18 protein-coding genes and 3 tRNA genes are annotated in these 19,781 nt (G+C 48.2%); 9 read left to right on the top strand and 12 right to left on the bottom strand.

From position 1 onward, the window contains the following. Positions 1-193 precede the first annotated feature (193 nt). From LCH85_09920 to LCH85_09930, 3 genes are all read left to right on the top strand, one after another. A complete protein-coding gene (locus LCH85_09920) occupies positions 194-1,327 on the top strand; it encodes a cystathionine gamma-synthase (GenBank protein MCA0352302.1) in 1,134 nt (377 codons plus the stop codon). A 96-nt stretch (positions 1,328-1,423) separates the two neighbouring features. Continuing rightward, positions 1,424-2,470: a TPM domain-containing protein gene (locus LCH85_09925; protein MCA0352303.1), complete on the top strand. Its 1,047-nt coding sequence runs from the start codon at positions 1,424-1,426 to the stop codon at positions 2,468-2,470. Continuing rightward, the gene (locus tag LCH85_09930) at positions 2,464-4,344 is read left to right on the top strand and encodes a hypothetical protein (protein ID MCA0352304.1); all 1,881 of its coding nucleotides are present in this window, start codon (positions 2,464-2,466) and stop codon (positions 4,342-4,344) included. Before LCH85_09925 ends, LCH85_09930 begins: the two co-directional genes overlap by 7 nt. Before the next feature lie 49 nt (positions 4,345-4,393). Here LCH85_09930 and LCH85_09935 read toward each other — a convergent pair whose 3' ends face one another. The 6 genes from LCH85_09935 to LCH85_09960 all read right to left on the bottom strand — a co-directional run bounded on the left by LCH85_09935 (position 4,394) and on the right by LCH85_09960 (position 7,212). Beyond that, the gene (locus tag LCH85_09935; protein MCA0352305.1) at positions 4,394-4,729 is read right to left on the bottom strand and encodes a hypothetical protein; all 336 of its coding nucleotides are present in this window, start codon (positions 4,727-4,729) and stop codon (positions 4,394-4,396) included. 29 nt (positions 4,730-4,758) lie between these two features. Further along, positions 4,759-5,073: a hypothetical protein gene (locus tag LCH85_09940; protein ID MCA0352306.1), complete on the bottom strand. Its 315-nt coding sequence runs from the start codon at positions 5,071-5,073 to the stop codon at positions 4,759-4,761. A 55-nt stretch (positions 5,074-5,128) separates the two neighbouring features. Continuing rightward, entirely contained in the window at positions 5,129-5,608 is a 480-nt protein-coding gene (locus LCH85_09945; protein MCA0352307.1) for a hypothetical protein, read from the bottom strand. 8 nt (positions 5,609-5,616) lie between these two features. Continuing rightward, complete coding sequence (locus LCH85_09950) at positions 5,617-6,111, bottom strand: hypothetical protein (protein ID MCA0352308.1); 495 nt, start codon at positions 6,109-6,111, stop codon at positions 5,617-5,619. 79 nt (positions 6,112-6,190) lie between these two features. Next, the gene (locus LCH85_09955; protein MCA0352309.1) at positions 6,191-6,664 is read right to left on the bottom strand and encodes a hypothetical protein; all 474 of its coding nucleotides are present in this window, start codon (positions 6,662-6,664) and stop codon (positions 6,191-6,193) included. A 74-nt stretch (positions 6,665-6,738) separates the two neighbouring features. Beyond that, the gene (locus LCH85_09960) at positions 6,739-7,212 is read right to left on the bottom strand and encodes a hypothetical protein (GenBank protein MCA0352310.1); all 474 of its coding nucleotides are present in this window, start codon (positions 7,210-7,212) and stop codon (positions 6,739-6,741) included. A 686-nt stretch (positions 7,213-7,898) separates the two neighbouring features. On the opposite strand from LCH85_09960, the gene LCH85_09965 reads away from it, so the two are divergent. From LCH85_09965 to LCH85_09980, 4 genes are all read left to right on the top strand, one after another. Continuing rightward, entirely contained in the window at positions 7,899-9,398 is a 1,500-nt protein-coding gene (locus LCH85_09965; protein ID MCA0352311.1) for a DUF1080 domain-containing protein, read from the top strand. 143 nt (positions 9,399-9,541) lie between these two features. After that, positions 9,542-9,617, top strand: a tRNA-Arg gene (locus LCH85_09970). Between the two features lie 25 nt (positions 9,618-9,642). Beyond that, positions 9,643-9,734: transfer RNA gene (locus tag LCH85_09975), tRNA-Ser, on the top strand. A 60-nt stretch (positions 9,735-9,794) separates the two neighbouring features. Beyond that, positions 9,795-9,870 (top strand) — tRNA-Arg (locus tag LCH85_09980). 36 nt (positions 9,871-9,906) lie between these two features. Here LCH85_09980 and pnuC read toward each other — a convergent pair. From pnuC to LCH85_10000, 4 genes are all read right to left on the bottom strand, one after another. Then, a complete protein-coding gene (pnuC, locus tag LCH85_09985; protein ID MCA0352312.1) occupies positions 9,907-10,539 on the bottom strand; it encodes a nicotinamide riboside transporter PnuC in 633 nt (210 codons plus the stop codon). Positions 10,540-10,547: 8 nt separating this feature from the next. After that, positions 10,548-11,552: an AAA family ATPase gene (locus tag LCH85_09990; protein MCA0352313.1), complete on the bottom strand. Its 1,005-nt coding sequence runs from the start codon at positions 11,550-11,552 to the stop codon at positions 10,548-10,550. Between the two features lie 8 nt (positions 11,553-11,560). Next, on the bottom strand, positions 11,561-12,331 hold the full coding sequence (locus LCH85_09995; GenBank protein ID MCA0352314.1) for a slipin family protein: 771 nt from the start codon (positions 12,329-12,331) through the stop codon (positions 11,561-11,563). Between the two features lie 292 nt (positions 12,332-12,623). Further along, positions 12,624-14,057, bottom strand: coding sequence for a DUF1986 domain-containing protein (locus LCH85_10000; protein MCA0352315.1), 1,434 nt, complete (start codon positions 14,055-14,057; stop codon positions 12,624-12,626). A gap of 314 nt (positions 14,058-14,371) precedes the next feature. On the opposite strand from LCH85_10000, the gene LCH85_10005 reads away from it, so the two are divergent. Continuing rightward, positions 14,372-15,883, top strand: a complete 1,512-nt coding sequence (locus LCH85_10005; protein MCA0352316.1) for a helix-turn-helix domain-containing protein — start codon at positions 14,372-14,374, stop codon at positions 15,881-15,883. 69 nt (positions 15,884-15,952) lie between these two features. Beyond that, positions 15,953-17,401 carry a PQQ-binding-like beta-propeller repeat protein gene (locus LCH85_10010; protein MCA0352317.1) on the top strand — a complete coding sequence of 483 codons (1,449 nt, stop codon included), beginning with the start codon at positions 15,953-15,955 and terminating at the stop codon, positions 17,399-17,401. A gap of 45 nt (positions 17,402-17,446) precedes the next feature. Here LCH85_10010 and LCH85_10015 read toward each other — a convergent pair whose 3' ends face one another. After that, positions 17,447-18,232 carry a hypothetical protein gene (locus tag LCH85_10015; GenBank protein ID MCA0352318.1) on the bottom strand — a complete coding sequence of 262 codons (786 nt, stop codon included), beginning with the start codon at positions 18,230-18,232 and terminating at the stop codon, positions 17,447-17,449. A 138-nt stretch (positions 18,233-18,370) separates the two neighbouring features. Beyond that, the gene (locus LCH85_10020; protein ID MCA0352319.1) at positions 18,371-19,429 is read right to left on the bottom strand and encodes a sigma-70 family RNA polymerase sigma factor; all 1,059 of its coding nucleotides are present in this window, start codon (positions 19,427-19,429) and stop codon (positions 18,371-18,373) included. Positions 19,430-19,781 lie beyond the last annotated feature (352 nt).

The raw sequence follows: 19,781 nt of genomic DNA on the forward strand, positions 1-19,781 counted from the left end.
CAGTATGTGGGATGGTGTTTTATAGTACTTGATGTATACTAAAGTCAAACCTTCTCCTCTCTCTTCTCTCCCACAAGCGGCTCCATTATGCGAGCCGTTTGTGGTTTTAGGCGTTTTCTTCACTCAATAAAATCAGCGTGCTATAATCGCATAGAGGCAATGTCGCCTTTTTGCAATACGAAGGAGCACACTTGTGGATTATGGCTTTGCAACCCGCGCGATCCATGCAGGGCAAGACCCTGAATCAGTAACTGGCGCTGTGATTGTGCCAATTTATCAGACTTCGACCTATGCCCAACGCGGAGTTGGCGATCATACTGGCTATGAATATTCACGTACTGATAATCCAACTCGCACCGCTTTACAAACCTGTTTAGCCGCTTTGGAAGAGGCCAAACATGCTTTGGTATTTGCTTCGGGCTTGGGTGCTTCAACTACCTTGATGCTTATGCTCAAAGCTGGCGATCATGTGATTTGTGGCGATGATGTCTATGGCGGGACTTATCGGTTGTTCCAACGGGTGATGACTGAACATGGCCTGAGCTTTGATTTTGTGGATATGGCTGATCCTGAGGCGGTTCGAGCAGCAATCAAGCCCAATACCCGCTTGATTTGGCTGGAAACCCCAACCAACCCGCTGTTGAAGCTCGCGCCGATTGCTGCCATTACCAAAGTTGCCCGCGAACATGGCATTTGGACGATTGTTGATAATACCTTTGCTTCGCCCTACAACCAACGCCCAATTACCTTGGGTGCGGATATGGTGCTGCACAGCACGACCAAATATATCGGCGGCCATAGCGATGTGGTCGGCGGGGCGATTATGACTTCGAATGATGAGCTGTATGAAAAATTAAAGTTCTTGCAAAATGCCGCTGGCGCTGTACCAGGCCCATTCGATTGCTGGTTAGTCTTGCGCGGAGTCAAAACCTTGAGCATTCGCATGCGCGAGCACGAACGCAACGCCTTGGCAATCGCTCAATTCCTCACTGAGCATCCAGCGGTCGAAAAAGTAATTTATCCAGGTTTGCCATCGCATCCTCAGCATAACTTGGCACGTGAGCAAATGCGCGGCTTTGGCGGGATGATCTCAATCTTGCTTAAAGGCGGCGCAGAAGTTGCCAACGCTATGGTCAGCAAAACCAAGCTCTTTACCTTAGCTGAAAGCCTGGGCGGGATTGAATCGCTGATTGAAGTGCCGGCTGGCATGACCCATATGAGCGTTGCTGGCTCGAAACTTGAAGTACCAGCCAATTTAGTGCGGCTTTCGGTTGGAATCGAAGATATTAATGATTTATTGCGCGACCTTGAGCAAGCACTTGCGTAGTAGTAATGGTTAAGCCGCTATAGCCATGGCTTGGATTAGGCTATGGCTGTCTCGCTTCCTAATCCAAGCTCGGTTCTTTCTTGTTGGAGGTTGGCTATGAAACAACGTCGCTGGGGCATACTTATGCTCTGGGTGCTCAGTTTAATGCTGTTTGCTGCGCCTAGTTTTGCCCAAGATGCACGGGTGGTGATCGATAATAATGGGGTTGATGTTGATGAAAGTCGAATCAACACGGCAGCTCGTCAATTAACCGATAAAGGCGCATTGGTGGTGGTAGTGCTGACCGATAGCACCAATGGCCAAAGTGAAACTGCCTATTTGGATAGCCGCCTGAAATCGCTTGGGATTGGCAATAGCTCAAAAGCTGGCGATCGCCCAAGTAATGTCTTGATCTATTATGTTTCATTCGACCCACGCTATAGCTCGATTTTGCCAGGCATCGACTACAATCAAGCTTTGACCACTGGCAATCAATCGGATTCGATTCGCAATAATCAACTGAATGCTGGGTTAAAGGTCAACGACCCTACTCGTGGGTTGGTTGATGCCATGACTGCAACTGCGCGAGTGATTAATGATCCAGCAGGAGCCGCTTCGAGCAGCTCACAAAGCAGCAGTAGCAGCAGTGGGCTTGGCTCAAGCTTAGTTTGGGTGATTGTGATTATCGCCTTAGTCGCGATTGGGTTCTTTGTGGTGCCTGGTTTGCTCAAGCGCCGTTCGAACCAAGCTGCCGATTTAGGTGCACAAGCTAATACCCGCGCTCGCTTTGACCAAGCCAAACGCAATGCTGGGGTCGGGATTGCCGACCTTGGTCAGGCAATGCGCGATGCTGCTGAAAAACAGCGTTTCGATAAAATTAGCTATCCAACGACCCAAGCCAACGAATTAGAACGACGGCATCGGGCGGTTGAAAGTAGCTTTACCCAGCTCAAAGTACAGTTTGATGATATTAACGATCGGATTGGCGATTTGCCAAGTCCATCGGTGACCGATTTAGAGGGTGCGGCTGGTGGCTACGATGGCATTACCAACCAAGTACGCCAAATTACCAGCGAATTGCAAGCAATGGATGCTTTGCGCAAGGAGCTTGATACGATCAATGCTCAAGCGCCAGGCGAGGTTGACCGCGCAAAAAAATGGTAACCGACGCTGCCGACTTGTTGCAACGAATCGGTGGACAACAGGCGCAAGCTCAAGTTGCCACAATTCAACAACAAGTAGCGCAGGCCGCCGCAGCCTTAGCATCACAACATGCTAACGATGCTCGGCAATCTGCTAGTGCAGCGTCGGAACAATTGATCAAACTTCAGCCATTGCTTGATCGGCTGAAAAGCGCCGAGGCCCAACTTAATGCCGCCGAAGAAAGTTTGGCTGGTTTAAGCGGCAAACGCGCTAGTGGCGTGAAACAGTTGGTCGCTGAAGGTCAGCAAGTTTTGCAAAATGCTGCGGTGCAAATTAACCAAACTGATGCCAGTGATTTGGTCGATGAAGCCGAGCGAATCGCCCAACGCGCCTATAAACTTGGCCCAGATTTCGCTAACACTCAGCAATCGTTCAACCAACGCCTCGAAGCGGTTAATGCTCGTGGCTTGGAATTGAACAATCGCCTCGAAGCCAGTCGCAACGAGTTTACGGAAGTCAACCAATATGCTCCCGAATCGTGGAGCGATATTCGTGGCAACGGCAGCGAGGCAGCTTCGGCTGTGGCCCAAGCCCATCAACTTTGGCAAACTGCCCAAGCCAAAATCGCCCCTGATCAAGATGATTGGGCTGGTGGTTTGGAAGATTTGGAAACTGCCGAAGGGCGTTTGGTCTATGCGGATACCTTGTTGAGCGCGATTAGCCAGCGCTTGGCCGACTTGCGCGAAGCCCAAAAAAGTGCAACCCATCAAATTGAAGATGCCAAGCGCGATATTAAGCTTGGTTGGGGCTATGTGCGCAACAACGATGCCGATGTTGGCAAAGTGCCCGAAAAAGCCTTGAATCAAGCCGAAGCCTTAATTCAAAACGTTGAAAGCCAATTGGCGCGTGAAAAACCAAATTGGATCAGCGTCTTGCAACAGGTTACTCAAGCTCGCCAATATGCCGACCAAGCTTTGGCTGGCGCTCGTTCTGAAGTTGAAACGATGAACGCCAAGCGTGCTCAAGCCAAAGATTTGGCCAAAGCAGCCCAGGCTGAGCTAGGCAAATTGCAAAATTTTGCTCAATTACATCCAGTCGAGGCCACGCCTGAGCATCGTAAAAAAATCGATAGCTTGGGTCGCACGCTGAGCGAAGCTGACACCTCGTTGCTGTCTGCCGATCGCAATGAAGAAGAAGCCCGCGCTGGAGCATTGGATGCGGCGATTGGTGGCTATAACACGGTTATTAGCCAAGCAGCCCCGTTGTATAGCGCCATGTACGAAACCTTCCAATCGCTGGAAGTCTTGCGGCGCGAAGCTTCAGAGGCGTTTCAAGTTGCCCAACAATCGCTCAACAACGCCAATCAATGGTATAACCAATATGGCCATGTGCTGCCGGCAAACTCGAATGGGCGCAGTTTGCTAACCCAAGCCCAACAAACGCTGCGGCAATATAACCCCAATGCCAATGCTGAGGAACTTAAAAAGATTGCGGCAAGTGCCCGTGAAGCCAATGGTTATGCCCACCAAGCGGCTCAAATTATCCAAAGTGCTGCCCAAACCTACCAACAAAGCCATCCTCAACAGTATGGCGGCCAGTATCCAAGTGGCCAATATTCGGGCCATCGCCGCGATCGCGATAACGATTTTGGCGATTTGCTGACGGGGATGTTTATCGGCTCTATGATGAATAGTGGCGGTAATCATCACCACGGCGGCGGTTGGGGCAGTGGTGGCGGTGGCGGCTGGAGCGGCGGCGGTAGCTCCAATAGCTCTAGCAGCGACTCCGGTGATTCTGGTGGCGGCTGGGGCGGCATGTTCAGTGGCGGTTCCGGCGATTCCGGCGGCGATTGGGGCGGCGATAGCAGCTCCGGCGATTCCGGTGGTAGCTGGTAGATACTTCAAGAGCGCTGCACTCGATAATTGAGTGCAGCGCTCTTTGCTATTAAAATAAGGCGGGCAGATATACAAAAGCCACAAAAAGTATTGGGATGAGCGGTAGCCCGATGGTAAACCAACGTATAAATTTTGATGTTTCATCAAGGCATATAATTCCAATTACCAATAATGATAGAGAGAAAATACCACTAATCAATAGCCCTAGTGATAATGCTACCCGACATATGCCTTCACGATCTGTTCTACATGCAGTCCCAACAATAATAGAAAAAAAGCCAATGCAAAAGAAGCTTGTATTTAAAAGATCTAAAACTGCTAATATTATAATGCCGCGTCTTGGTTTCCTAACGGTGCTTGGCACATGATATTCAGACTTTGGCATAAAAATCCTTTTTAATTTCAATAATTAATTTATCCCAAAAATGGCACAATATAAATCCCAAGCATTGGCAGCAGCGGCAAGGCAAGCGTGATCCAGCGCAGTCGTTTCGGGGTTCGATTAAATCGATAAATTCCAATCAACAAGAGGATCATTGAGCTAAGCAAGCTTGGGATGAATAAGCCCATAAAACTAAAAACACTGCATTCACTGCGGCTACACTTAAGCATCACAATAATCGCATAGCCAAATAGCCCAACGCTAGCGAGATTGAAAAAGCACAACAGTTTTATGCCAAATGTACTACGTGGCTGGTTGTTTGGCACATGATAATTTGGCTCTTGCATCTTAAATGCTCAAATATAAAAGAGACTCAGAGCAATTGTACTCTGAGTCATCCAATTACAGATATTCGCTTGTTGTTTCGTTAAGCAGATTTGGTAAGACTAAACGGACCAACACGCCGCTGATCACAATCGCAATTGGGTGCAAAATCAAAGGCCACAAAGCGATATCGCTGGAATCAGCTTGAATCATCAGCCAACGAACACCAAATAGAATTCCCACGATCAGCGCTGGCAATAGCCAAACCAACCATTTTTCGGCTTGTTGCTGTGGATCAAGCCAACGTCGCCAACTGTAAATGCCAAGGGCTAAGATTAAACCCTCGGCGAACCCAAACCCCAACCCAAAAACCGCCCCAAAGCCCAGTGCCAAACCTGCTGCGGGCAAAAATAGGGGGCTGCTAATTCCGAGTAAACTGAGGCAAAAACCGTAGGCTGCCCCAGCTAAGCAACCAATTGCCATACCAAAACCAAGGCTAAATTTGCTGACTGTCCAGAGATTGGGCTTAGGGTAGGCCGAAAGCGTGGGTTGAAGCATAACCTCTCCTATTCAATCGAGTCTATTCCATCTAAAAATAATGGTAAGAATAATAGCAAGAAGAAACTCATCAGCCAATTGGGATAACGAATAAAAATATAAAAGTAAAACAGCTGAGTTTCGCGACCGAAAAACAAGCCAATATATTCGCTCAGCGAGTAGTTGGCCGCAAAAAATGGATACCAACTGAGGCAGTGCAAACAACTTAACATGATTGGCGTTAGCAGCCATAAGCCGAGATTGCCGATAAAATTTGCCGCAACCCATCTGCGCCAATTGTAGATGATGATTGCCACAATTGGGCTGCCAATCACGCCCATTAAAAACCCATAAACTAAGCCAATGATAGCTGCCGGCAAGCCAATAAAAACATGAAATCCCGCACCAAGCCCAAAACCATAGATGCTACCGATAATCGTGCCTAAACGGATGCCATAGCCAAAACAATCATCGATCAATTGATCAAGGCTGGGTTTAGGAAGATCACTCTGTTGACGATTCATCTGAGATACTCCCGATTAAAGCAGATTTTTCGCTTAAACGGAAGTATCTCGCGGCCATGTTACAGGACTGTTACATAGTTCAATCAAGTGGCCGGGTTTCGGAGAGAATGCTAGGGATGACGATAATCAACGTCATGCTCATAATAATACATGGCCAGCTTACAAAGATACTTAAATAACTATATTTAGTAACACTTTGGAGCAGCAATTTAAGATACAAACCAAAATCGCCAAATGAATTGATATGATAGGCAACGACAATATAGGTCGCACTAAGCGGCAACGGAGCTAACCAGCGGATAGCGCGTTCGTCAAATTGATATGGATTGAGCCATTTACGCCAAGCAAAAATACATAGTGCTAAAATAAGCCCGCCGATAAACCCTGCGACTAGCCCAATTAAAAAGCCAACTGGCAAGCCAAAAATCAAACCTGCTAATAATCCATAACCAGAGCCAAGCATAGTTCCAAGCTTCATCCCACGCTGTACACATTCAGTAAAAATAAGCCTAAAATGAGATTTTCCAAGCTGATTCGTAGAAACTTGATACATCTGAGATACTCCCTTATAAAATTACCTTCGCTCACAAAGAGTATCGCAAACCCCTGTTACACCAGCGTTACAAATTATGGTGTCTGACTTTTATCAAGGATGATTGGGAGTCCGATCATCATCGTGACAGTAATGATCAAACTTGGCCAGGTCACAAACCGACTCAATTGATTGGATACTGTCATGTTTGCCAAAAGTTCATAGAAATATTCACCCAAGTTGTCTTGCTGAGCAAGTAGACCATAGCCCGCTAGGCTATAAACCGAAACAATACTTAAGGGAGCAAACCAATACAGATGGTATAAATTTAGATTGCGTGACTGAAACAATTGCTGCCAAGCATAAATCACAATAGCTAAGATCACACTCCCAACGACCCCGACGATACCACCGATAATTCCAGCCACAATCAGGCCATAAATTGCGGTGAAATAATAGCCATAGATTGCGCCAATCGAAACACCAAGCCCAGGCCCACGTTGAATACATGCATCAAAAATGCTTTCGAATGATGATTGAATGTTAGGGTTGTTAGGAACATGATACATAGCTCAGACTCCTTGATAACTTGAAAATCTTCGCTCACAAGGAGTATCGCAAAGCCCTGTTACACCAGCGTTACAAGCCAAAGCTGCATGAAAAACTTTTTTGATCAATCAACGTATTGGGTTATAGTGGAATTTGGTATAAACATCTACTCAATGAGAGACCGATTTCAGCATGGGAGAGATGCATGTTTAAGCACGTTCGTTCGATAATCATCATTGGATTGGGGTTAGTGGCAATTGCTGGTTTTTTATATTTTGGGCGGAGAAACCAATTAGGCTCAACTAGAACTTATATTGCTACAGGATCGCCACTTGATTTTAGCCAACAGCACTGTGAGGAGATCCTCTATGGTCCTGGCTATAGCGACGTATACATTATTACTTCAGATACTGAAATTGAATCCCGCCCAACCGATCAAATTAGTATTCCAATCTCAGGGACAGCTGGATACATGCTTTGGTTTAGTTATAACGGCTATCATTATGAAAAAGCATGCCCCGATCCACTTGATGTAGCAGATACGAATATTGATCGATGGCAATTAGTAAAAGGGCAATTGCATAAGCTTCGTAATGAAAGGGGGATTGAGCTTTTTTCTGATCCACTCACCGACAAACTATATACTGGGTTTTATCTCGCTGAGAATACTCATGAGCATCTATTTACGCTTGAAACCAAGTTGCTGATGGAAGATCGGATTGAAGCAGATACCAAAGAACATGCTGCTGGTTTGGTATTTCGCGTCCCTGCTTTAGCAAATCCTGAACGGGCAACTGGTTATGGCGTAACGTTGACTACCAAAGGCCCAACCGGCCAACCAGCGGTAAAGCTATTCAAATTTGACTCGGCTGCCACAATTATCCAGGTTGTGCCATTGGAAGTGCAAACAGACCAACTCTATCAACTCAAAGTTGCCGTATCGCCAGCCCCCGACCCACGGATCAAGGTTTGGGTTGATGGTAATTTGATGATCGACGTAGCTGATCCTGATCCGAATACCATTGGCTATGCTGGATTAATGGTCAATAACGAAGTCGCACACTTTGACCATGTTTATCTTAACAATCAAGGTTCTCCGCTGGCGGCTAGTGCGGTGCAAACCAACCTCGTAGCACCTTGGGTTAAATTGCCGTTGACTGACCCATGGCTTGAAATTGCTGATACGCTGCGGGGCACCGGGGCTGGCGATAGTTTTTATATTGCCGATAGCAACACCGCCAATGGCCAATTGAGTGCTGATATTCAGTTTGATCCAGAGCAGCCTGCAACTGCTGCCTTGCTGTTTCGCGTAGAAGATAAGCTTGCCCCAACCAATGGCAGTTATGGAGTTGGCATTTCAACGATTGATGGCGGCGAAATTAAATTATTCAAGTTCCCCTATCAGCCGATCAAAATTGTGAAGACTCCAATTATGCCAGGTCAGCAATATACGCTGAATGTAGAATTTATTGGCCCATACCTCAAAGTGCTGCTGAATGGGCAGACCGTGATTGACTATACAATGGATAGTAGTTATATCGAGGGTTTTGTTGGCTTGAGTGTATATAATTCAGCAGCAAACTTTAAAAATATCCAACTCACCCAGCCCGCATTGATTGAAAACTTCGCAACCAACTTGGCCGAACCGTGGCAGGTTAGCGATCTTGTGTGGCCAGCGAATGCTCTAGCCGCTCAGAAAATCAAGCGTGGTTTGTTGCTCTCCGCCATTGATAATGGGTTTTATCTATCCAATACTCCAACACCCGATCAATTTATTTTTGAAAGTGACATCCTGTTGGTTGCCGACCCAGTCCATGAACAAGCAACAGCTGGTTTGGTCATGTTTAGCGAATCTCGTGATACGAGCGAATCTATTGGTCCTGCGACTAAGGAAGCGCTGATTGTGTATATGAGTAGCAACAATGGTGGCGAGCTGGGCTTATTTGAGTACCCTGATCCAAAGGGAGGATTAGTGCGGTATGCTGATGTCCCCTTGGCCCGTTGTCAGCTCCCAATTCAAAAAGATGTCGTGTACAAGCTGAAAGTCAGCTATGATCGGTATGCTCAAATGACGATCTCACTGGATGGTCAAGCTTGTTTCAAGCATACTCTAGCAAAGCCGTATTCTGGTGGTTACGTTGGGTTGGCTATGCGCGAGGGCAATGCGCTCTTCAATAATACATTTGTGCTCACGCCTTTAAAATAAAACATGGTTGATCACGCGTCTGCAAGCAAGCCCTGAAACCAGTAGAATTCAGGGTTTGCTTGCAAGCAAGAGCTAAATTTGCAAAATAAAACGAGCTGTGCTATACTTTCAAACGTTGCTGAAACGCAACGCAAACTCAACGCGACTCCGTAGCTCAGTGGATAGAGCGTTTCCCTGCGGAGGAAAAGGTCGGGCGTTCGACTCGCCCCGGAGTCGCCACTTATTTACAATCAAAACCCCACTAGGGAAGGTGGCAGAGTCCGGTTGAATGTACCGCCCTCGAAATGCGGCAAGGTGTAAAAACCTTCGTGGGTTCGAATCCCACCCTTCCCGCCACCAACATGGCAGCACTCGAAAGTGCTTTTTTTATTTAATGCAGGCTATATTCTAAAATGCGACTCCGTAGCTCAGTGGATAGAGCGTTTCCCTGCGGAGGAAAAGGTCGGGCGTTCGACTCGCCCCGGAGTCGCCACTCACTAACAAAAAGCACCGTAGGGTGTTTTTTTGTTTAACTGGCTTTGCGCCATAAACGCCAACCATTGCTGGCCAATACCAAAAAGATTGCATACAGTAGCGCGACCAAGAGTGTACCCTTAACGCTATACAGCCAAATCGCAATCACATCAACCGTAATCCAATAATACCAACATTCGATTCGACGTTGAGCCATCAAAATCGTCGCCGTGAAGCTCATCACGGTGGTCAGTGAATCAACCAAAACATAGGTCGCGGGTTGAGGAAAATAGGCAGGCAGCCATTGATCAAGATTGCCAATAATAAACGCTAAAATCAGCGTGCCAACTACGGTAATGCCCAAGGCTAGCAGATTGTAGTTGCCTGAGCTGTAACGCGGTTTGGCGGCTTGCTCTTTCGGCTTCGACCAATGCCACCAGCCGTAAATGCCAGTAAAAAAGTAGTAAACTTGCTCAAACGTGTCGGCATAGAGTTGAATTTGGTAGAACAGCACGAAGAAAAGTACCACGCCGATTAAGCCAATTGGCCAATTGCTGATGCGCCCACGCCCAACCAGCCACACCGACCACAAATTGAAGATCGTGCCAGCCAATTCGAGATAGCTCATTGGATAGCCAAAGAGCGTAAAGGCAATCGTATTAATATCGAAGAAACTTGCAAGATCCATAAAACACCTCAGGCTGGGTTGGTAAGCAGATTGTGATAAAGCTGATGACGTTGTAATAAGTTTTGCACTTGGGCGATCCGCTGCTCAAGTGGGCCGCCAATTAGATAATAGGGTTGGCGACGCTGCTGCAATTGGGCAAAAAGTTGTTTTTGAAATATGCTTCGTTGAACTTCACCCGAACGGTCCCAAGTATCGTCGTAGGGAATGTCTGTATCGCACACCAACACCAAATCGTAGCGCTGTTGGGCTTGGTCGGCGAGTTGGGCCAAACGTGGCCCAGCCATGCCATGGTAGCTGAGCGCAAAATGGTAGGTGGTTAAGGCATTGGTATCGACAAAAAGATAACGGTTGCTTTCCAGTAGGCGCTGTTCTTCGCGCTCAAGATGGCCCTCGGCAATTTCGACCAATTGCTGTGGCGTGAGCCTCCGATTGCTCTGATGGTGCTCCCAATATTCACGGCCATATTCGGGCATCCACTGGGTATTGAATGTTTCGGCCAGCGCAGCAGCGAGCGTAGTTTTGCCAGTTGAGGGTGCACCAAGCAACACGATTTTCATAATCAAATCGCGGTAAACCCGTGGGTGCAAAAACTCACGATAGCGATAGGGATCGCTACGAATTTGGGTCGCCGAGATTGGCACTTGGCTGCGCGGCGGGTCAACTTGGCGATTGATTGCGCCCAGTGCTTGGCTCATATGCTCGCCATAAAATTCGCTCGCATAAAAATGGCTGATATTGCTAATACCAAGTTGCTGGATCACATAATCTTCGTGAAGCTGCTGAATTTCGCGAGTATTGCCAGTCACGCTTGGCCCATCCCACGCCTCAATCACTTGGGCTTGGGGGTAAAGCTCACGCAGCCAAGCGCTCCGAACTGGCAACGGCACACTAGTTTGCTCAGGGCTATCGTAAATGATAATTTGCAGCTCAGCCACCTCGCTAAGCGCCGTTTCAATCATCAGTTGATGGCCTTTGTGCAAGGGGGCAAATTTGCCGAGGGTCAAACCACGCATAGATTTTCCTAAACTTCAGGCTGGCTAAATTCACTAGCAATTGTTTGATCATTGTTTGATTGATGCACATGCAGCACAATTGTATTGCTCTTGTTGCTATCGAGCGCTTGCAACACCCGCAAATTCATCAAGGCTGGATTGCGCTCAAGCATGCGAGCAGCATTGGCCAAACTACGTAGCACAGCTTGCTCGCCACGCGCTTGTTCCAGTGCAGCGGCGGTTTCGCGTTGGACTTTGGCTTGTTGCAAGGCAGCCCGTTTCAACTCGGCTGGCAAGCTAAAATCTTTGATTTGGATCGTTTGAATGATTGCACCCAGCTCGTTGGCCTTGGGTTGTACCAGCGCCAAAATTTGTGGCGCGATCATACTGCGATCAGCCAAAAGTTGATCGAGGGTATAGCCAGCGATCACCTCGCGCAAAGCCACCTGTAACTCATTATAAACAACCGTTTGGGCACTGACATGGCTATGCGTCCAACGATCGGGCTGGTCGATCTGGAGATTGGCTACCAAATTGAGCTTAACGCTGATCAAATCGGCGCTGAACATTTCTTGGCCGCTCAAACTGAGCGAACTTGGGCGCACATCAATCCGTGAGATCTCATAAGCATGCCGCATAAAGCGGTATTTGCCAGGCTCAAGCACCCGTTGAAACTTGCCATGTTTGTAGAGCAAGCCACGTTCATGCTCATAAATTGTACTAGCTGGAAAGAAACGGATTGCAGTGATCGTGATAATAATCAATAGCAGAACAATTAAACCCAAAACATCATCACCCATACGATCTACCTCTCAAACATGATGTTACACGCCGCCCCACAAGCTGCAATTGGCGGAAAGCCCGTAGCTTTGCAGAGCCTTTTGCAGGTACAATAGTGGATAAGCGTGTAACGGGTCAGGAATCGAACCTGCTATTCCAAAGTGATAAGCCAGAGTGGCAATTGCTTGGCTGCTACGCGACCAACAAGCCGAAGCTCATCAGCTTAAGCATAGCAAACAGTTGGCCATAAAAAAAGCCCCAATCTACCGAGGTAGACTAGGGCTTGCGATGGATTGTTGATCAAGCGTTGGCTTATTGCAGGGTCACATCGTCCACGAAGAACGAGGTAGTCAAGCTGCTATCGGTGGTGCCAACGAATTGGACACGCACGGTTTGGCCAGCGTAGGCCGAGAGGCTAATCGTGTCTAGCGTCCAAGTGTTCTTGGTGCTAGCATTGCTCCAAGTGCGCAGGGTAGTGATCAATGAGCCGCTGCTGTTGTAGAGACGAACATACAAGCGGTCGTAGACAGTGCTGCCACTTTCTTGGGTGCTCATGTACCAGTAGTAGCGCAACACACCATTTGATGGAACGGTCACGCTTTGATAGATGTTGTCGGTGCCACTGTTGTAACCACCCAAGAAGGCGCTATACGAGCCGCTACGTGGGCGAGTGGTTGAGATAACTGCATAACCACCACTTGAGCTTTGAACCCAGTTAGCGCTGCTTTCGAAGCCACCATTTTGCAAGCTGCCACCTGGCACAGGGGTGCTGGTTGGCACTGGGGTTCCTGGCACTGGGGTGCTAGTTGGCACTGGAGTACCTGGCACTGGGGTGCTGGTTGGGGTTACCGTACCGACATAGCTGTTGATCCAGCTGGTGTAGTTGGAAACTTTGGTGTACACGCCATACTTGTTGGCGCGGGCACAACCATCGCCCCAGCTCACAACACCGCTGAGTTTCCATGAGCCGCTGCTTTGAGCGACAAATGGACCACCGCTATCGCCTTGGCATGAGTCTTTGCCGCCAGCAGCGTAGCCAGCACACACCATGTTGCCAGTGATTTGGCCGTTGTAGGCGTTTGAGGCGTTACAGGTAGCGGTTGAAACCACAGGCACTTGCACTTTGTACAAGACGTTTGGTGATGAACCACCTTCGGTCAACGCGCCCCAACCAGTGACGGTTGACATCACCCCTGCGTTATACAAGGCGCTATCAGCGCTGGTGGCGAAAGGAATCACGGCAACGCGGCTGTTGAGGGTTACAGCGCTGCTGAGTTTCAACAAAGCAATGTCGTTATCGTAGGTTGATGAATTGTAGCTTGGGTGAACAACTGCTTGGGCAATTGTGCGGCTTTGTTCGGTGCCTTCGTTGGTCGTCCAGTTGTGGTCGCCCATCACCACGCTGAGTGATGATACCGAGAAGCCTTGAACACAGTGCGCAGCAGTCAAAACCCATTGGGGAGCAATCAACGAGCCACCACAATGTAGGCTGCCGTTACGAGCTATCCGAGCTTGCCAGGGGAATTCACCAGCGGTAGCCGCCGAGCCACCGACAATTTTATCTGGTGGGGGCAATTGTTCGGAACCAGGTTGCTTTTCGTCAACAACAGGGAGCGGATAAACTTCGACTTTTTTGTTGTCTTTGGCTGAGGCAGCGTAGCCGCCCAACAATACTGATGTGCTCAACACCGTTGCAATGACCGCAGACCGTACCCGACGAATTGTCCAGCGTCCAGATCGTTCCATGATAGCTCCTTATGCACAGACCAAACGATGTTGTGTTATTGAGCCAAAGCCGTGTCCCAGCAAAGCGGGCTTGCTCAAGAAGTAAAAACTTCTTAACACATAACCTACTATAATTGACGAAATTGTTTGAATCAACTAGATTGTTTGTTAGATTGTTTGATGATTACGGCCTTTTTATGACGTGGCTCAAGCAATAACACTGCCGGAGAAGCGCGAAGGCGCACACCTCAACATCGTCGTTGCCAATCATCAACCTATCAATTGTTGAACCCTCGTGGCCGGCTCAGCCATAGGGGTTCACCGAGGTACTGCCTGTGGGACGCAAATCCAAGCAAGGTACGTCGTACCTTCGTCTACTCCGCGAAGAACGTGGGATTTCACTAACCGAGATGGTCGGGCTGGTCGGCTATACCAAAGGCTATATTTCAGCTGTCGAGACGGGGGTTTCTAAGCCAACCAGTGCATTTTTGCATGCCTACGAGCGGGCCTTGGGTTTGGACGAGGGCAGTTTGGCCGCCAGCGCCGAGCAAGCAATTAGCCAAGTGCTCACCACTGCCCAAGCAGGCTTGATGCCTGAACCACCGAAACTTGACCCAGCCCTCTTGCCAATTGCTAATAAAGGTGCAGTTTTGGAGGGTGTCCAATCAATCCTATTGCAGGCGATTGCCATGGTGACCGCCGCCGCCAAGCAAAGCCCATGGCCTGGGGCTGAAATTGTCGTGACCTTTCAAAGTGAGCATGACCCATTGACGGTATTTCCTGAATTGGCGGTGCCATGGCGAGCAGCTTTGCGCCAAGCCTTGCACGCTGGCTGGAATGTGGTGCATCTCTGGCGTTTACGGATTGAAAATCAACATCGCTTCGAATTAATTGCCCGCATGCTTTCGATGCTGGGCTATCGCGGCAAATATCAACCCTATCTCTTCCCCAACCATGTACTGCCTGGCGCACCCGCCGATGTGATTATCGTGCCTGGTCAAGGGGCGTTATGGTTGTTTGGCAGTCGCCAATCCAGACATGTTGATAGTGGCTTTTTCTTTCCCCCTGATAGCCCACATTACCCATTAATTAGCCAATTTGCCACCACCATGCGTTCGCAGACCCAACCGCTGCTCGAGGTCTATCCCGAACGTTCATTAGATTTTAAAGCCTTGGCCTTGCAATTTGAGGTCGAGGATGGCGCTCAATTGTTGTTAAAAGAAGGTCTAAGCTTTCAATCGATGCCAATTGCAATTCGCAACGCTTGTATTCAACGGATTTTGCAAGCACCCTTAGTGCGTTCACTGCAAGAACAGACCCATTTGGAATTGTGGTGTCAGCAACTGTTAGATCATCATCGCCAACGTGTCCATTTATTTGAGCAATTTCTGCAAGATCGCCAGCACGAGGCGCGTCATGTTGTTACCAAAACCGCAATTTTGCGTTTATTGAGCCATGGCGAGCTGCCTGCCGATGATTGGCTGCGCGATCAACCGCAAAGTCAATTGACGGTAGCCGAGGCTTTGGCATGGTTGCGCCATGTGATCTGGCTCTTGCAGGTGTATCCAAATTATCAATTAGCGATTGTTGATGCGATTGATCCAGCCTACTTTCCCGTAGCTTGGAAGGTCGAAGGTCGTCAAACCTTGATTTTGGAATCGTGGCAAGCAGCCGATACTGAAGATGGTCGCGAAAACGTCAATATTATTATTCATGATCGGACAATTGCCCAATCATTCCGTGAACATTTTTTCAACTACTGGGAGCGTTTGAGTAATCGCGAACGCAACAAAGATTGTGTGATCGATTGGTTGCAGAGCCAAGTGATGCAGCCAGTCAAACTATAATCGCGTTTGTCTTCAATGGAGTAGCGTTCTTGGGTTGGTTGAAGGATTGCTTGTACTAAGGAGCCACCCATGTCGAATCAATGGAATCCGAATATGTCGCCCTATCGGCAGGATCGTTCCTCGTGTATGCCAGTATTATTAATTATTTTTGTGCTAACGCTCGGGATTGGCGGTGGAATCTATTTTTTCGTCAATAATGTGATGAGCGAGGCCTTTGAATCGAGCATTACCCAAGTCTCTTCACAGATGGAAACAGCCGTTGGTGGAAGTACGGCAAATGAACCAGCTATCGCCGGCTCAGTGCTTTATCATTCAACCCAATTAGCCTATGATCGCAACGGCGACGAGCGTAACGAACTGTTGGTACAACTTTCAAACAATAGCCAATATTCAATGGCTTTGCTCGATGGCGCTGATGGCAAACCAGTTTGGCAAACTGAGCTTGGTAGCGAATCCTATGATTTGATCGCGCTTGATTCATATGTAGCAGTGATTAAAGAACGTGATTTTCGCTTATTTAATAGTCAAGATGGCACATTTGGCTGGCAAACTCGCTTAACTGATCGCATTCAAACCAATCCACCAATGCTCTTTATTGTTGATGATCTATTGGTGATTCAGACCTACGATAATATTTTAACGGCCTATGAATTGAAAACGGGCAGCCAGCGTTGGCAAAAAACTTTGGTTGATCGCTATGCAAGCAATTTGGCTCGGTTGGGCGATGAGCTATGTGGGACTGAACGTGATGCAGAATCAGGCTTAGAATTTCTAACGTGCTATGCCCTAAAAACTGGTGAACAACGCCAAGCACTGCAATTAAATAACGATTGGACTGATGATGTTGAATGGGTGGCAGATCCTCAAACCAAGGAGGGGATTTTACGCTTACAAAGTGACCCTGAACCAATCACGCTCTCAGCAATAGGGATTGATCAATCACAGCGTTGGAGTATTGAGCTTGAAGAAGTATTTGCTGATAGTTTGGATTACAATAAAATTCCCGTGAGTGATGGCAAATCTTTAGTATTAAGTACCGAATCGGCTTTGGCAATCATCTCGGCTGAACACCAAATTGTACGCTATACATTGGCCGATTATGCCCTAACACCCCTAGGTTTTGATAACGATGTTTTGTATGTTTCGGCAGTCAAGCAGCGCGGCACCAATACAGTCAGCATTTTAGCGATCAATGCCCAAACCGCTGAACTCATTTGGCGGCTTGACGATTTGGGCGAGTCGCATGAGTGGAGTGGTAGCGATGGGATCAAAGCAGTGATTGTACCTGGCGAGGGCGTAGTTTTCGGCTGGCTCGATCCTGAAATTGATGATTTGGTGCGGGTGCAATTGCTCAAACGCCAAGATGGTACGGTTGGCTGGTCGTTTCAACAGCAGATGTTTATTGGTCAAGTGCCGAAATTAACCCGGACTGGTAATGCCTTGCTAATTCAAACTAGCGACGGCTTGGCAATGGCCAATTTGCGGACTGGCGAGAGTTTGTGGACGCTGACGCGCTAAAAATCAAAAAGCCCCTTGAACGAACTCAAGGGGCTTTGACTTGGCTTACTGCGGGTGAGCAAAATTGTGCAGCACCTGGACTAATGCATTAAGATCGAGATTGCGCACATACAACGAACCTTCGGCTTCGGGCACAAGCAACCATTGTTGCTGCTCACCACAAACCAAGGTAAAAGCCTGTTGCACGCTACTTTCTGGTTTATTTTGAAGCAACGCTAAGGCACTGATCGAGCGCAATTGCTCAAAACTCTGGCCAAACGCTTCAGCTACATTGGCAGCTAAACCGCCAGCTTGCAACTGCTCAACCACCTGTTCACGTTTGATTGTGCGCATATTGGCGATGCTCCGAAACACTGCTTCGCTCAAGCTTCCGGTTAGCGTTTCGGCAACTTCAACTTCGGGTGGCTCAATAATATCCAGCGCTGCCTGCACAATCTCGCGTGTGTGGGGGAGGGCAATCAATTGGTGAATACCGCCTTGACCGCGATGAAAAAGGTATTGCTGGTTGGCATGATGAATATAGTTTGCCTGTTGTTTTTGGCCAGCAGGCTGATGCAAAATCACCCATGTTTGGCTGGGTTGGCTAATAATGCTCAGCCACTCGGCCACCATCGGCTCCAAAACAGGCTGGTCATCAGTTAATTCGAGCAGGCCGTGGGCGATCAAGCTCCGTTCGGCGGCTCCTAGTAAATATTGTTGATATTGCTCAGGCAAATCGCCAAAGACTTGATTGGCCAAATCGTCAAAGCCCAGCGGCAAGGGCAAATCGGCCACAATCAAACAAACAAATAATTCCTCTTGGCTTAGCGAAAAGCCGCGTAATTCACTCATTGGATACTCCATGGATTAATTTGAGAATGCGATTATACCAGCAGCATGCGTTGAATGTGCTTCACCCCTGACCTTTAAAAAAAAGACCCTCGCCACCAAAACGGCAGCGAGGGCGATTGAACCAACAGAATTTAGCAATTAATCGAGATAAGCTCGTAGGTGTTGACCAACATTGGGTTGGCGCAGGTGGCGCATCGCTTCAGCTTCAATTTGGCGGGTGCGTTCGCGAGTAATCCCGAATTCAGCGCCCACTTCTTCGAGCGTGCGGCGTTTGCCATCGGCCAAACCATAGCGCAACAACAAGATTTGGCGTTCGCGGTCGGGCAATTGTGAAAGCGCATCGGCCAACTCATCTTGCAACATCATGCGGGTAGCCTGCTCAAGTGGTGCTTCATCGGTATCGTCGGCCAAAAATTCGCCAACGCGACCTTGGCCTTCTTTGCCAATCGGTTGCTCCAATGAAACGGGCTGGACCGAAGCATTCAGCATACGCTTGACTTTGCGCAAACTTACGCCCAAGGCATCAGCCAATTCATCGGGCGTTGCTTCCCGTTGCAACGCTTGCTCAAGCTGGTAAGCGACGCGGCGCATTTGGGCGATTGATTCGCTCAAGTGCACTGGCAAGCGGATGGTGCGGCTTTGCTCGGCGATCGCCCGGGTAACTGCCTGGCGAATCCACCACGTGGCATAGGTTGAAAAGCGATTACCCTTGCGATAATCGAACTTCTCAACTGCCCGCATCAGGCCAATATTGCCTTCTTGGATCAAATCCATGAACGACATGTGATTGCCGATATATTTTTTGGCGACGCTCACGACCAAGCGCAAATTGGCTTGGGTCAGCTTGCGACGGCCTTCGTTGCCAAAATCAACGCGGCGTTCAAGGGCGGTACGTTCATCCCAGGTTGCATACTGCTCAGTTTGCAACTGATGTTCTGCTTTGCGGCCAGTTTCAATTTGCTTGGCCAGCGTAATTTCTTCCTCGGCGGTGAGCAACTCAACCTCGCCGATTTCACGCAAATACATCTGGACTGAATCTTCGACAGCCTCGGAATAGAGCGTTTTTTTGCGGCGTAGGTTTACAATTGCTAATTCTACGTCTTCATCATTAAAACCCGGCTCAAGTTCCCAGCCCTCGGGGGCATCTTCGAGTTCCGGTTGGTTTTTTGCTACATTCATCGTTTCATACTTTGTCATCGTCCACGCTCGCTGGGCTACGCCCACTATGGCTTTCGCTGCTGGCGGCGCACGAAAGCTATCTATTGAACCCGCAGGATTCTCTATGCAATCTACTACGTTACGTCTGGTAAGCTTGGATGTGCAGATGGATTGTGGTGGGCTGCTTACCATCTGGATTATGCTAAGCAAAAACCACGCCACGAACTGTAATTCTTACAGTTACAGTATAACAAGTATAGTATAGCAAGAGATTCGTCAAGATCAATAAGCCAAAAGGGGTAGTTTAAAGATGTTCAAAGTTTCTTCATAGGTTAGGAGTAAAGTGCTAGTATACAATGGGACTATAGTATGCATTGCAGGATTATAGTAT

This window comes from Chloroflexota bacterium (assembly GCA_020161265.1).
Classification (GTDB): domain Bacteria; phylum Chloroflexota; class Chloroflexia; order Chloroflexales; family Herpetosiphonaceae; genus Herpetosiphon.

What these genes read in the sequence shown, in the direction of transcription:
- LCH85_09925 (MCA0352303.1), top strand. Translation starts at nt 1,424, where the DNA reads ATGAAACAACGTCGCTGGGGCATACTTATGCTCTGGGTGCTCAGTTTA.
- LCH85_09930 (MCA0352304.1), top strand. Translation starts at nt 2,464, where the DNA reads ATGGTAACCGACGCTGCCGACTTGTTGCAACGAATCGGTGGACAACAG.
- LCH85_09935 (MCA0352305.1), bottom strand. Translation starts at nt 4,729, where the DNA reads ATGCCAAAGTCTGAATATCATGTGCCAAGCACCGTTAGGAAACCAAGA.
- LCH85_09940 (MCA0352306.1), bottom strand. Translation starts at nt 5,073, where the DNA reads ATGCAAGAGCCAAATTATCATGTGCCAAACAACCAGCCACGTAGTACA.
- LCH85_09945 (MCA0352307.1), bottom strand. Translation starts at nt 5,608, where the DNA reads ATGCTTCAACCCACGCTTTCGGCCTACCCTAAGCCCAATCTCTGGACA.
- LCH85_09950 (MCA0352308.1), bottom strand. Translation starts at nt 6,111, where the DNA reads ATGAATCGTCAACAGAGTGATCTTCCTAAACCCAGCCTTGATCAATTG.
- LCH85_09955 (MCA0352309.1), bottom strand. Translation starts at nt 6,664, where the DNA reads ATGTATCAAGTTTCTACGAATCAGCTTGGAAAATCTCATTTTAGGCTT.
- LCH85_09960 (MCA0352310.1), bottom strand. Translation starts at nt 7,212, where the DNA reads ATGTATCATGTTCCTAACAACCCTAACATTCAATCATCATTCGAAAGC.
- LCH85_09965 (MCA0352311.1), top strand. Translation starts at nt 7,899, where the DNA reads ATGGAAGATCGGATTGAAGCAGATACCAAAGAACATGCTGCTGGTTTG.
- pnuC (MCA0352312.1), bottom strand. Translation starts at nt 10,539, where the DNA reads ATGGATCTTGCAAGTTTCTTCGATATTAATACGATTGCCTTTACGCTC.
- LCH85_09990 (MCA0352313.1), bottom strand. Translation starts at nt 11,552, where the DNA reads ATGCGTGGTTTGACCCTCGGCAAATTTGCCCCCTTGCACAAAGGCCAT.
- LCH85_09995 (MCA0352314.1), bottom strand. Translation starts at nt 12,331, where the DNA reads ATGGGTGATGATGTTTTGGGTTTAATTGTTCTGCTATTGATTATTATC.
- LCH85_10000 (MCA0352315.1), bottom strand. Translation starts at nt 14,057, where the DNA reads ATGGAACGATCTGGACGCTGGACAATTCGTCGGGTACGGTCTGCGGTC.
- LCH85_10010 (MCA0352317.1), top strand. Translation starts at nt 15,953, where the DNA reads ATGTCGAATCAATGGAATCCGAATATGTCGCCCTATCGGCAGGATCGT.
- LCH85_10015 (MCA0352318.1), bottom strand. Translation starts at nt 18,232, where the DNA reads ATGAGTGAATTACGCGGCTTTTCGCTAAGCCAAGAGGAATTATTTGTT.
- LCH85_10020 (MCA0352319.1), bottom strand. Translation starts at nt 19,429, where the DNA reads ATGACAAAGTATGAAACGATGAATGTAGCAAAAAACCAACCGGAACTC.